Origin of the sequence: Paenibacillus sp. PK3_47 (assembly GCF_023520895.1) — a bacterium.
Classification (GTDB): Bacteria; Bacillota; Bacilli; order Paenibacillales; family Paenibacillaceae; genus Paenibacillus_AQ.
This window is the reverse complement of sequence record NZ_CP026029.1, coordinates 3041252-3054677: the sequence shown is the minus strand read 5'-3', so window position 1 is coordinate 3054677 and position 13426 is coordinate 3041252. Positions and strand designations below refer to the sequence as shown.

At 50.7% G+C, this 13426-nt stretch carries 9 protein-coding genes; 2 read left to right on the top strand and 7 right to left on the bottom strand.

Annotation, left to right across the window (positions count from 1 at the left end):
- Positions 1 to 196: 196 nt before the first annotated feature.
- Entirely contained in the window at positions 197 to 1600 is a 1404-nt protein-coding gene (locus tag C2I18_RS13550; RefSeq protein ID WP_249901665.1) for a transcriptional regulator, read from the top strand.
- Between the two features lie 146 nt (positions 1601 to 1746).
- Here C2I18_RS13550 and yfcE read toward each other — a convergent pair whose 3' ends face one another.
- The 7 genes from yfcE to C2I18_RS13515 form a co-directional block, all read right to left on the bottom strand.
- Positions 1747 to 2289 (bottom strand): phosphodiesterase, encoded by a 543-nt coding sequence (gene yfcE / locus C2I18_RS13545; RefSeq protein ID WP_249901664.1) that lies wholly within the window; start codon positions 2287 to 2289, stop codon positions 1747 to 1749.
- Positions 2290 to 2418: 129 nt separating this feature from the next.
- The gene (locus tag C2I18_RS13540) at positions 2419 to 3903 is read right to left on the bottom strand and encodes a glutamate synthase subunit beta (RefSeq protein WP_249901663.1); all 1485 of its coding nucleotides are present in this window, start codon (positions 3901 to 3903) and stop codon (positions 2419 to 2421) included.
- A gap of 275 nt (positions 3904 to 4178) precedes the next feature.
- On the bottom strand, positions 4179 to 5162 hold the full coding sequence (locus tag C2I18_RS13535) for a permease prefix domain 1-containing protein (RefSeq protein WP_249902114.1): 984 nt from the start codon (positions 5160 to 5162) through the stop codon (positions 4179 to 4181).
- The gene (locus C2I18_RS13530) at positions 5162 to 5488 is read right to left on the bottom strand and encodes a PadR family transcriptional regulator (RefSeq protein WP_249901662.1); all 327 of its coding nucleotides are present in this window, start codon (positions 5486 to 5488) and stop codon (positions 5162 to 5164) included. The genes C2I18_RS13535 and C2I18_RS13530 overlap by 1 nt, the downstream gene beginning before the upstream one ends.
- Positions 5489 to 5995: 507 nt before the next feature.
- Positions 5996 to 7951, bottom strand: a complete 1956-nt coding sequence (gene pulA / locus C2I18_RS13525; RefSeq protein WP_249901661.1) for a type I pullulanase — start codon at positions 7949 to 7951, stop codon at positions 5996 to 5998.
- Between the two features lie 128 nt (positions 7952 to 8079).
- On the bottom strand, positions 8080 to 8703 hold the full coding sequence (locus tag C2I18_RS13520; RefSeq protein ID WP_249901660.1) for a C39 family peptidase: 624 nt from the start codon (positions 8701 to 8703) through the stop codon (positions 8080 to 8082).
- A complete protein-coding gene (locus tag C2I18_RS13515) occupies positions 8700 to 12236 on the bottom strand; it encodes a PAS domain-containing hybrid sensor histidine kinase/response regulator (protein ID WP_249901659.1) in 3537 nt (1178 codons plus the stop codon). The genes C2I18_RS13520 and C2I18_RS13515 overlap by 4 nt, the downstream gene beginning before the upstream one ends.
- A 288-nt stretch (positions 12237 to 12524) precedes the next feature.
- Between C2I18_RS13515 and C2I18_RS13510 the strand changes: the two genes are divergently transcribed.
- The gene (locus C2I18_RS13510) at positions 12525 to 13343 is read left to right on the top strand and encodes a hypothetical protein (protein WP_249901658.1); all 819 of its coding nucleotides are present in this window, start codon (positions 12525 to 12527) and stop codon (positions 13341 to 13343) included.
- The last annotated feature ends 83 nt before the right edge of the window (positions 13344 to 13426 follow it).

Below are 13426 nucleotides of genomic sequence, written 5' to 3'. Positions count from 1 at the left end.
TTTATATTTGGAACCCGGAGGATTCCCCAAAAGCTCCTTACCCATCATACAATAATATGGGGGTATGCTCAATTGCCAGAAGCCGGCAATGGCCGGAAGATTATTTTTCACACCGATGTCTTATTTATAACATTGACCGGTGATTTATTTTGAATAATAATAAAAGGTATATAATTACATTGATAGTATTTTTAGCATGAAAGGTGGTCATGCCTTGGAATCCGCACCTACAATCATTGCAGAGCTTGAAGATTACATCAAGGGCCAAGCTTTAACAATATCCAAATTCGCCGGGCTGTCCGGAATGAATTCCGGCACACTTAGTAATGTAATCAACGGCCATCGTCCCATTGCAGTCCAGCAGTTAGACCGGATTACCGAGACAATGGGGCAAACCGAGGGATACTTCTATGACCTGTATATAGATAATTACATCATTAATGCTGCTGCAGATTGGCGGAGAATCAGCCCGCTGCTGAAGCGCTGTGCAGAACTGGGCAAGCTGGGTTCGCTTGAACGTGTGGTTCAGCATATTATGGACAATCTGATCTATCTGCCTCTTCTGTTTGATATGGCCGAGGAGCTGTTCCATCAGGACAGGCTTGCTGCAGCCGCGATAATCTATGCCAGTGTTGCCGAAGGCGAAAGACTTCAGCATTCTGAGCGTCTGGCCCTCTGCAAATACCGGCTGTTTATCCTTGGCCTAAGTGATAACCAGGAAGCCAATCTGCATGCCGCAAATCAGTTCGAGCCCTATGTGGAGCGGCTGGACGAAGCGGATCAGCTGGATGCGCTCAAGCATCTTGCCGATGTCTTCGCCTCCCTGCACCGCTGGGATAAGACAGAGGAGCTCGCTGAGCGGCTGGGCTCCAAAGCCCGGCTGCAGTATAAATACTTGAAGAAAGCCGCGTACAAGCAACCGGTCCGGCCGCTTATTTATTATATCTTGTATGCATACCTGATTCAGGCCGGAGTGAGTGATGAGCGGGGAGATTATGCCAAGGCGCTGCATTATACGTCCTTGTATGCCAATATGGATTGGATCAAAGCTGGACCCAGCGCAGAGGAACAGCGGGTTATGGATCTGTTCAAGGAATGGGCCACTGCCAATACCTATTTGTACCGCGTTATGGACGGGCAGGCAGACGTACTTCCAGAGTATGTGCAATACGTAGAATCACGGGAGAATGAGATTTTTCCGGCTTTATTCAAAATCATACAGGCGGCTAACCGCTACAGATTCAATGTTGATGACATACTTGAGCGTTTTCATTCTTATATATCATTTAGGCAGCAGCACAGCACCTTGGGCAGATACAACCTTCAGCTGACCAATGACAGGTATGCCAATTTTTCAATCGAATTAGCCGTATACCACCTGAGAGCAAACAGACTGGACACCGGCCTCGATTATTTATTAGAAAGTCTGGACATGGCGGTCAACATCAAAAGTGATTCGTGTATTGTCAGATGTGTGGCTTTATTTGAGAAATACCGGATTTCGGCATCGCCCCGGCATATCGAACTTTATACAAATCGTATTAGTGAGGTGCAGAGAATCAATGAAGAGAAGTATAATTGTATCCGCGTTAATGGTTAGTGCAGCGCTCCTGCTGTTTCTTCCTGCGGCAGACATCAGCGGAAGCAACTCCGTATTAACACCTCTGACCCATGGCTGGGGCAGTTAATAACGGTTAATTCATTAAGAGCTGTGCTTCAGGCACAGCTCTTTTTGTATGCCGGCTCTTACAGCCTGATGCTTGTTACCGTATTCCCCTCAAAGTCCTTGATTGTAAATACGCCTTGGTCCAGCACCCCGTAGGAGTTCGGATTGTTCTCTTTGGGCAAAGCAATGGAGCCGGGATTTAGCACAGTGATACCATTCTTGACGTCAGCCACAGGCAGATGGGTATGGCCTTGAATAAACACGTCTCCTTCGGCAAGCGGCGGCAGCTGGTCAATGCTATAGCCATGACCATGGGTAGCATAAATCTTCCGGCCTTCATGAAGAATCAGCACGTAGTCTCCCATCATCGGGAACTGCAGCAGCAGCTGGTCTACCTCGGCATCACAGTTGCCGCGTACGGCAACCAGCGATTTCCCGTAAGCATTCAGCCGCGCGGCAACGCCCTGCGGGTCATAGCCGTCCGGCAGCGGGTTTCTCGGCCCATGGTACAGAAAGTCCCCTAGGATCACAAGCGTATGCGGCGCTTCCTCTTCCGCCTTGTCCAGGGCGCGCTCCAGCCAGTATAGAGACCCGTGTATATCGGAAATAAACATCAGTTTCATAATCAATTCACTCCTTCATCCCTCTACTATGCTCATTGTAGCATGTAATCATCAGATGATTCCTGCTCCGCAACGCAAAGGGACGCCCCGGAGGGCGTCCATCCATACACTTTGGAATTCAGCTTCTGCTTACGGCAAATTGGAGGAGCCCATCAGGAAGATATCTACCTCACGTGCCGCCTGGCGGCCTTCATTGATTGCCCAGACGACTAGACTCTGGCCGCGCCGCATGTCTCCAGCGGCAAATACGCCATTCACATTGGTGGCCTGCAGCCCGAATTCCGCCTTGGCGTTGGAACGCTCATCACGGTCTACACCAAGCTGGTTCAGCACAGTCTCTTCCGGTCCGGTAAAGCCCAGGGCCAGCAGCACCAGCTGGGCCTTGATCACCTCTTCGCTGCCCGGAATTTCTACAGGCACCATCCGGCCCTGCTCATTGCGTACCCACTCGATACGCACTGTGTGAAGCTCCTGCACATGGCCTCCGTCATCACCGGCAAAACGTTTGGTGGAAACGAGATAGCGGCGCGGGTCTTCCTTGTACAGGGCCGCTGCTTCCTGCTGCCCGTAATCAACCTTCAGCACCTTCGGCCATTCCGGCCAAGGGTTGCCCGGCTGACGGGTGAGCGGGGCCTCTGGCATAATCTCCAGCTGAACGACGCTCCGGCAGCCGTGGCGGATGGAGGTTGCTACACAGTCGGTACCGGTGTCTCCCCCTCCAATGACAACAACATCCTTCCCGGCTGCGGAGATGTACTCACCGTCAGCCAATCCTGAATCGAGCAGACTCTTGGTATTCAGTGTAAGGAATTCCATCGCCTGGTGAATCCCCTGCAGTTCACGGCCTTCCAGCGGAAGGTCACGGGCCTGAGTCGATCCGCCGCAGAGCACGACTGCATCATGCTCTTCCTGAAGCTGTGCAGCCGGGATATCCCTGCCGATTTCCGTGCCGGTCACGAAGCGGATGCCTTCGGCAGCCAGCAAATCTACCCGCCGCTGCACCGTTTGTTTGTCCAACTTCATATTCGGTATGCCGTAGGTCAGCAGACCGCCGATCCGGTCCGCCCGCTCGTAGACGGTGACATTATGACCTGCTTTGTTAAGCTGGGCGGCACAGGCCAGCCCCGCAGGGCCGGAGCCGACGACTGCCACTGTTTTGCCTGTGCGGGTCAAAGGCGGCTCCGGCACAATCCAGCCTTCGGCAAACCCTCTGTCTACAATCGACTTCTCAATGGATTTAATGGTTACAGGCTTGCCGTGCAGCCCGACAGTACAGGCACCTTCACAAGGTGACGGACAGACGCGTCCCGTGAACTCCGGAAAGTTATTGGTCTTGTGCAGACGCTTCAGGGCCACTTTCCAGTTGCCGCGGTAAACCATGTCATTCCATTCGGGAATGAGATTATGCAGCGGGCAGCCGGAAGCCATCCCGGACAGCAGGCGTCCTACATGGCAGAACGGTGTTCCGCAATCCATGCAGCGCGCCCCCTGCTCCTTCAGTTTCTCTTCATCCAAAGGAACTGAAAATTCATCCCAGTTTCTGATCCGTTCCAAAGGGCCACACTCCGCAGGAGTCTGCCGCTGATATTCCAAAAATCCGGTTGCTTTACCCATTCTGTCATCCTCCGAGTCTCTCTGATTGGCCGCCGGTAACGCCGGGGCGGCATACTTGCCCACATTCGGCTCCAAAAAGAAACATACTCTTCTGTCACCGACTATCAATCTGCTACTGTAAAGCAGCGAAGCGACAGCCTGCAGCCCGTCGCGAAAAGCTCCGCCGTACAGGCCTGTCACACAGATTGTAATGGGAAATAAATGCCTTTATATTATCATCAATCCTCGGCAGCCCGACATGAGCAATGTCACCTTTTTGAAGGGGATGATCATATTCAGGAAGCTTCTTTTCCCCTCAGGATACTGTAGACGGCACTGAACATTCCGAAAAGAAGCGCCGTGACCGGAAATACAACCCAGTTAATGTGCCACTGTCCATACACAAAGCCGCTGATCAGAAAAATGACGGTTGCGAGCGGCCAGATAAATGCGGCAACGGCTCCAATGACCCGGTCCTCTTCTTTGTCCGCTTTAATTTTACGGGAGTCTTCAAGCAGCTTCGCAAAACTGTCGCGGATACTGCCGTAATAAATGAACAGGAACACGGCAACACTGACAATTCCCAGCAGCATGATCACACCATACGTTGATGCCAGATCACCAAAGACAGAGGTAATAAACACAGGCACCGGGGACAGCACGCACAGGCATACTCCCAGGATAAGCGACAAGTTGTAGGTGGCGGAAAAAGCAGACTGCCTGTGGCCCACCATTGTCTTTAAATGATAGGGCAGATGAAAACCGTTCTCCAGGTATTTATATTTATCCATTTTCATACCGCTGTAGATGAACATCCCGATAGCCGGAACCAGCAGGATGAACAGGGCGATCAGGCCCAGAATGTTGCCGGCATCATACGATACGAAGGAGCTCAGCACCCCCTCTTCCACAAGTGTGGAAATGAGGATTAGCAGGGACACGCCGACGATGCAGAACATTACACCGAGTCCGATCAGGAGACCGGATCTTTTTTTGGCAGCCATGTAGCCCGTAACCTCTTCATCAGACAGCACAGGGAGATTAAATTCTTCCTCACGGGCTTGCTCAAGTCCCAGCTCCGCAATCAGTTCATCGATGTTGCCGAATTCGGAAATAACGATGCCGACAGCTTCGTTCTCTGACCTGCCTTCCTTTTTCAGCTCATAATACTTATCCTCCATCCCGGAGAGCAGATCCTCCTTCAGCTTATACGTCTGCTCTGTCCTGGGCAGGGAGGCAAACATATTGTTCAAGTACCCCATGATCGTATCCATGTTCATCACAGCTCCTTAATAAATTTGTTAATGACCTCCTGCGTGACCTTCCATTCTTCGCATTTCTCCCTGTAGTAAGCCAGCCCCAGCGGAGTGATGCGATAGTAAGTCCGTCTCTTCCCGAACGTTTCGTCCATATAAAAAGAGTCGATATACCCGTTCTTCTCCAGCCGGGTGAACGCAGAGTACAGTGTCGTTTCTTTCATCACGTACTTCTCCTCCGACAGCTTCCTTATGTTCTTGGATATCTCGTAGCCGTAGGATTCCCCATCCAGAAGCATGTAGAGGATCAGCGTATCGTTATATCCGCGGATAACATCACTGCTGATCAATAGTTGCCCTCCTTAAAGTTATGTGAGCTAAGTCTTTGTTGAGCGGCTTTATGAAAAAATTGACTTGCGGCAGGGGCTTAAGGTTCCAGATTTTCGACTACTTCACCTGTCGTAGTAATTGCATTGTAGCATAATTACTACGACAGGTGAAGTAGCGTCTGGAAATTTAGGCTGTTTGGGCTGCAGCACAAAAACGAGGGTGCCCGAAAAGCCGTGAACCGGCTGTTGGGACGCCCCCCTTGGTTTGGAGTAGGATGTACGTGTCCACTTGGGTCGACGCTTCGCGGCATTGAAAAGTGACGCTCGGGGCCGGTGGGCTTTCGTTCGCCCATAATCTGTTGACACAAGCTGCAAATGACTAAAAACGCAGAGCAGCGGTTCTCCAATAAGAGGAGAATCGCTGCTCTGCTTAAATTTTAGACTTTTGAGAAGAGAATGAGCCTGTCACTACCAGTAGAATTTCTACTTATGGGACAGCCTCGTCTCTATACATGGTAAATGACAACACTACTCTACAGCCAGCACGACCATTCCAATGCCTTTAACCGTCAGTTTGTCTCCTTCGAGCTTGGTCACCAGCTCCTCACCGAACGCCAAGGTCCATTCACCCAGCTGTGGCAGGTTCAATGTAAGCTCAGCAGCATGCGGGTTATACAGCACATACAGATGCTCTGCCGGATCGCCTCCCGCATGATTGCGCAGGGTATAGGCGACCGTGCCGGCCGGCGCCTTCTCAAATACCAGCCCTGCACGAATCTCCTCTGCGCTGCGCAGACGGAAAGCCGGATGGCTGCGCCGGAGGGCTATCAGCCTTTTCATATAAGCTACATCCTCTGCATACTCAGCACACCGCTCCCAGTCCATCCGGTTGATCTCTATAGGGGATTTATAGCTGTTCTCGGTGCCGTCTTTTGTACGCATAAATTCCTGCCCTGCATGGATAAACGGAATCCCCTGGCTGGTCAGTACCATAGCCGAAGCGAGGCGGTGCATGGCCTTGCGGCGTTCATTGCTTTCCCCTTCGGATGACAATACGATTTTATCCCACAAAGTATGATTATCATGGCATTCGACATAGTTCACACACTGCTGCGGCTCATCAGCAAAATATCCCGAGGTCCCGCTGTATTTTATACCCCCGGCTATTCCTGACTTCACCACCGTCTCCAGACCAGGCAGCCCGCCGATAAATCCCGGTTCCTCAAATTCAAAAATATTGCCCTTAACCGAATCCCGGAATTTATCATTAAAATGCCCGATCCCCGGAAGCATAGAAGCGTTGTCCATGGTAGCCAGCCGTTCTGCCGGAAGCTCCGTCGCTATCTTCCAGCCCTCGCCGATTGTGATAATCGATGGATCCAGCTCATCCAGGCGGCGGCGGACTTCATTCATCGTATCAATATCCATTAATCCCATGAGGTCAAAGCGGAAACCGTCAAGGTGATATTCCTTGGCCCAATACAGCACCGACTCCACAATAAAACGCGACATCATCGCCCGTTCGGTAGCCACATCATTCCCGCAGCCGGAGCCGTTCGACAGCTTTCCGTCACTTGTGTAACGCAAGTAGTATCCTGGAACCAGCTTGGTGAAATTGACGAGATACCCGTCATACACATGGTTATATACAACATCCATAATGACGCGAAGCCCGCGGTCGTGCAGCCTCTGGATCATGGTTTTGAGCTCACGGATACGCAGTGCAGGGTTATACGGGTCAGTGGCATAGGAGCCTTCAGGAGCATTATAATTTTTGGGATCGTAACCCCAATTGTAGTGAGGCTGATCCAGCTTCGTCTCATCGACGCTCTCTGTAGCATAATCATAGACAGGCAGCAGCTGCACATGCGTAACTCCGAGATCCGCAATATGATCAAGGCCTGTAAGAATACCTTCAGGTCCGCGCGTGCCTTCTTCTGCCAGCCCCAGATATTTGCTCTTGTATTTGATACCGCTTGCAGGATGAACCGACAAGTCTCGCAGATGCAGTTCATAAATCACGGCATCCACAGCATCAGCCAGAGGCGGCTTATCTTCATTCCAGCGTTCCGGGTCCGTCTTGCTGAGATCCAGAATGACTCCTCTATCCCCGTTCACACCGACTGCACGTGCGTAAGGGTCTACCGCTTCATTCCACCGGTCGCCAATGCGCACACGGTAGGTATAAAATTTATGTTCAAGATCCCCGGCGGCCGTCAGTCTCCAGGTCCCCCGGACATCACGGGTCATAGGCAGAGCGACTCCGGCTGTATCCTGCCAGGAATCATAAAGCATAACCTCTGCTTCCTGGGCGGTGGGTGCCCACAGGCAAAAAACGGAGCTGGAAGGAGTATACCTTACTCCCAGATCATCGCCCTCATAGCTGAACAGTTCATCAAATTCCTGAGCAAACACGGAAATACCGCCGGTAGCCAGCGGGTCGCCATAAAATATCGGTTCTTTCGATTCTTTTTGTACGGACATGGCAACCAAACTCCTTCATCCTCTATTTACTAGGAATTATATCCCCAAACTCAGGTGCGTGCAAACGTTTGTATTAAACTTTTTTTGGCGACTGTTTGCTTTTTTACCAGAGTTGAAATTTTCAGACTTTATCTGTCATCTTCCCCAATGTTCAAAGCCACCATAGAAATAATGTCTTTGTTTCTGTCATACGGGATTCTCCGCTCCCTGCCGGGTGAAAAACCGCCGCCTTGGTAACGCACACCGTTGTCATGAATAATAAGCTGCGCCTCTTGCCCGTCATCATTATCCTCATAACCGATGCCCAGCACCCAGTGGTAATCGTATGCATACCGCCCCCGCCAGCGGAGTGCCGTCCATTTATCGAATTTGAGCGCAACCGGCCGGTCTGCATGAATCTCCTGCTTATACCGCTCCAGATCATTAAAAACAGCTGTAGTTATTCTCCTCCCGTTAGAATGACCGCCTGCAGCAGCAGAGCTGATATAAGCTTTAATCCCTTTACTGAAGCCGCGCACGCTCATTCCCCATGGTCTTCCCCCATGATGGCTGTATATGTAATTGATATGCGCTGCTTTGGATTCAAAATGCCCCGCACCGGGAATAAAGGTCCGGCCCTTGCGGGTGGACCAGTACTCCATCAGTGCAGCCATCGTGGCCGGTCCGCATGCAGATCCGGGTGATTCGACCCCCGGATCCCACTGCGTATAGGGTACGGCATTCAGCTTATGCTGTGTTTTTGTTCGCATCATATCGATATTTTCTGCTGCATCTGCTGCAGGATCCGGTCAATCTCGGAGCTGATAATCGGCTTGCTGATGAAATCCTCCATGCCTACCGCCCTGCAGCGTTCCCGGTCCTCAAGCCGCGTATATGCAGTTACAGCAACAATAAACGGCCTGTCAGCTTCCCGGGTCTGATCCACTATCCTGGCTGCTGCGGTTAATCCGCTCATTATAGGCATCTGTACATCCATAAACACCAGATCATACGGCTTCCGCAATGCTGCATCAAGCGCCTGCTGCCCGTTCTCCGCCAGATCCGCAGAATATCCCCTCTTCTGCAGAAGGGTCAGAATCAGTTTCTGGTTGACCGGATGATCTTCTGCAACGAGAATCTGCAGCGGGCCGTATTTCGGTTCAGGCATGGAGCTGCCTTCCGGAAGCAGCAGATTGCCTTCCCCGCTCTTCTCGGCAGTGTAGGGATTTCTGTCGGCTGCCCCTGTTCCTCTACTGCCCTGTCTTGCACCGGTCCCGGCTGTATTTTTCAATTCTTCATCCAGGTCATAGTCGATATCCAGAGGGAGGGTAAAGTAAAAGTTGGAGCCTTCTCCCTCTATACTGTCCATAGCAATTGCACCGCCCATAAGCTCAACCAGCCGCTTGCAGATGGACAATCCCAGCCCGGTACCGCCATACTTCCGGTTAATGGACGGATGCAGCTGGGAGAAGGACTGGAACAATTGGGACTGTTTCTCGGAAGCAATGCCGATTCCCGTATCCCGCACATTAAACTTCAGTGTCAGCTTATTATGATTGGAGCAAAACTCAGTCTCAACCCGGATGGACACCCTTCCCTGATCGGTGAATTTAACCGCATTGCCGACCAGATTAACCAGGATCTGACGCAATCTTGCCGCATCACTGATAATCAGTTCAGGAACATCCGGGGTGATCTCCGAGAACAATTCAATGTTCTTCTCATTAGCCTGGGGGTGGAACAGCTCTTTGACACTTTCTACAACCCAGTCTATGTTAACCGGCTCATGCATGAGGGTCATTTTGCCGGCTTCAATTTTGCTGAAATCCAGAATCTCATTCAGAATATGCAGCAGGGAAGCACTGCTCTGGCTGATAATTTCTGCATATCCGAGCTGCTCCTCATCAAGTTCGGTCTCCAGCAGAAGATCCGTCATCCCCATAATACCGTTCATCGGCGTCCGCAGCTCATGGCTCATAATTGCCAGAAACTCTGACTTGGCCTGATCGGCTTTTTCAGCAGATTCCTTGGCCCGGATAATCTCCTTCTCATCAGTAATATCACGGAATACTACAACCGCTCCAATGCGCTCACCTTTGTCAAACAGCGGTGTAACCTGACAATTAGCCAGAAAGCTCGAACCATCCTTACGCCACAGCACAGCATCATTGCTCTGATAGGACTCTCCGGCCCGCACTGCACGCATCAGCGGCGATTCCTGTGAGGAGTAATAGACACCGTCCAGTGCCGTCTGCTGGATACGGTCCAGATAAGGATGGCCCATAACGTTAACGTAATCAAAGCCAAGCATTTGGGCGCCCGCCGGATTAATGAAGGTTATTCTCCCCTCTGTATCAAGGCCGAATATGCCTTCGGAGACCGCATTCAGAATCAGCGTGTAATCATTGCTCAGCTTCTCAATCTGCTCCGTATACCGGATACGCTCGGTAATATCACGTGAAATACCGTAGACCCCCACCACTTTATCGTCCACAATAATTGGAATATTGATTGTATTGATCTCCACAAGATGGCCGTCTTTATGAATAAGCGTCAGATCATAGCTCTGAGGCATGCCCTGGCTGGCCAGCGTGAAATGATATTGTGTTCTATCACGGTCCTTCTCATGTACGATCGGCCCGTAGTACATCCCTATTAGTTCTTCCAGAGAGTAACCCGTCAGTTTCTCCAAATTGGCATTTGCCGTCAAATAATCGCCCTGCAGGTTCATGGAATATACCGCCGAAGGGTTGTACTCGAATAGTGATTTATACCGCTGCTCGCTCTCCTGCAGCCTCGTCTCAAACTGCTTGCGCTCCGAAATATCGCGGCCCACAGCAATAATCTCCACAATCTCTCCCTGCTCATCAAAAATATACCGGCTCTTCGTCTCAAACCAGACATAACTTCCATCCTTGCGGCGGTAACGGTAGGAAATGACCGGGATGAAGCGGTCTTTCTCACTCTGTACCATCAGCTCTTCCACTCTCTTCACATCATCCGGATGCAAATAATCATAGGCGCTGGTGCCGAGCATCTCCTCCGGCTCATATCCGAGCAGAAAACGGCTGGCCGGAGAACAGTACACAAAGATGCTGTCCTGAATGGTATGACGTGAGATGAGGTCAAGCGAATGTTCCGACATCAGCCGGTAGTTCCGCTCATTCTCGATCAGCTGCTGTTCCATCTGCTGCCGTTCGGTGATATCCTGCATCATGCCGATCAGCTGAACCGGCTCGCCGGAAGGCCCCAGGACCACGTCCCACTGGATATTCACCGCAATTATAGTGGCATCCGGAAGTATCAGCCTATAGATAGATTCTCCCGATTCGCCCTTGGTCAGAGCCTTCTGTACTTTCTCATACATGTCCCCGATGTCTTCCGGATGAACCAGCTTTTTAAATGTCTCGTAATCCACTTCAGACGTATCAACACTATACTGCAGTATACGGCGCAGTTCTTCCGAAAACGAAAGCTTGTCCTTCGATAAGTCCCAGACCCAGGAGCCGATACGGGCAATCCTCTGGGCCATGGCCAGGGCCTCTTCGCTCTGCTTGCGGCTGGTCACATTACGGCCTATTCCCATAATGCGCGTCACTTCATTATCCGTATCACGGATGACATGATAGGAGGTTTCGAACCATAAATAGTGCCCTTCCTTATGGCGGAGACGGCGGGTATATATATCATTCTTAAAGAGACCATCCGGTTTCACCATTTCAGGGGTGTCGTCAGGATGATAGAACTCCAGCCTGTTCCTGCCAATTATCTCTTCCGGCTCGTAGCCGAGCAGTGTCAAAGAAGAGGGGGAAATAAAGCTTAATGTTCCGTCAGGCTGGGTGAAGGAGATCATGCTTTGGTCATTTTTTATAAACAAATCGTACAGATCGCGGCTGTCTACAGTCAGCTGGTCCGCGATTTTCCGGTCGGTAATGTCCTGTGCATATACAATAATATGTGAAGTAGCCTTGCCCTCCTCAAGCCATGCAAACGTTAGAGACAGCCATACGGGACGGCCTGCAGGGTTGATGAACCGCTGCTCCCGGGTCTGCGGTGTGCCTGATGAAAGCGAAAGCCCTTTAATTATTTCTCTAAAAGAAAGCCCGTCAAACTCCTGTTGCGGAGCCTTCTCACCGCCTAACAGAGCACCGGCAAGAAACTCGGATTCATTGCAGCCGAGAATTGTACAAAAAGCGGCATTGACCTTTATCCATTTCTCCTGTTCAAAGGCCAGTATGGCCATTCCCACAGGAGATAACATGAATGCCTGATCAAGAATACCTCCGTTACCTGCCAAGTTATCCATCAAACAAGGCTCCTTTCTTTTTATGAGCCGCTCTTGTGCTGACTCTATGTTGTCTTGTTAACCTCAGTATACGATAAGAGCAGTGCGGAAGAAATGAGAAGCAAGGTTAAAAATCAAAAAAATAAAATTGTAATTATTGACGTTTATTTACAATTGCTTTATAGTGTGGATTAATATTTTTAATACGTGACCTGTTACGATGGAAGCACCCGTAATGAAGGCTTAATTGCCTTTGCTGCGGGTGTTTTTTGTTGTCTGCAGAGTTACAATTCTGAAGGAGGATATTAGATGAACAAGCTTAAGACAGTTTCCCTGGCACTGCTGGCCTTCCTGCTTGCAATGCTGGCTGCAGCCGGTCCGGCTGCAGCCTCGGGTATAGTGCTTACCCCTTCCATTCAGGCCTCTTTTGAACTGACTGCCGCTACAGCCGATACTTCCGCAAGAACCCGGCTGAAGGGCCAGTACAGTGATCTCTCCGCACTAGCTACACTCTATGACAACCACGAAGCACAGATCCGCAGGCTTCATGACAGTAATACACAGGCATTACTTGTTGTAAAAGAAAAAATAAAGGAGATTGACCAGTCTACTGTTACCCAGCTGACCGCTTCTCTAAACAGTACCAAACAGCGTTATCAGCCCTTATTTGATCAATACACAGCACTTAACCGCCGGATCACGCTGCTCAAGGGGCTGAAGGACAAAACCTTGAACTCCGTGCTGAAGAGCCAGGCAGATGCCATGAAGATTCTTGTCCAGCTGGCCCGCCAGGATATCCGTGATAAGGAAGCGCAATTGAAAGCCGCCAAGAATGCGCGTACCCAAAAAATGACCGCCGCCCGTAAAATACTCTCCGGTATTGAAAGCCCGCAGGCTTCTATCAAATCCCAGAAAAGTGTCGCCGTTTCGCTTAACAAAAGGATATCTGCAGACTTCAGCGAGTTCAAGACAGCGATCCGCAAGCAAAATACTTCTCTGACTGCATCATCCCTGTCCTCACTCCTGTCCGGATACCGTGAAATGAACGCCTGCAAGCAGAGGATTATTGAACTGGAGCAGAAGGTTGCCGCAGTGATATCAAGTACCGGCAGACAAATTGCCGCTTAATCCCTTATCGTTGTATCTTCCTTCTGCCAGCCCGCATATGGTAGGTAGAGTGATGTCCGACAGCTGGCCTTGAGGAGGCTTAC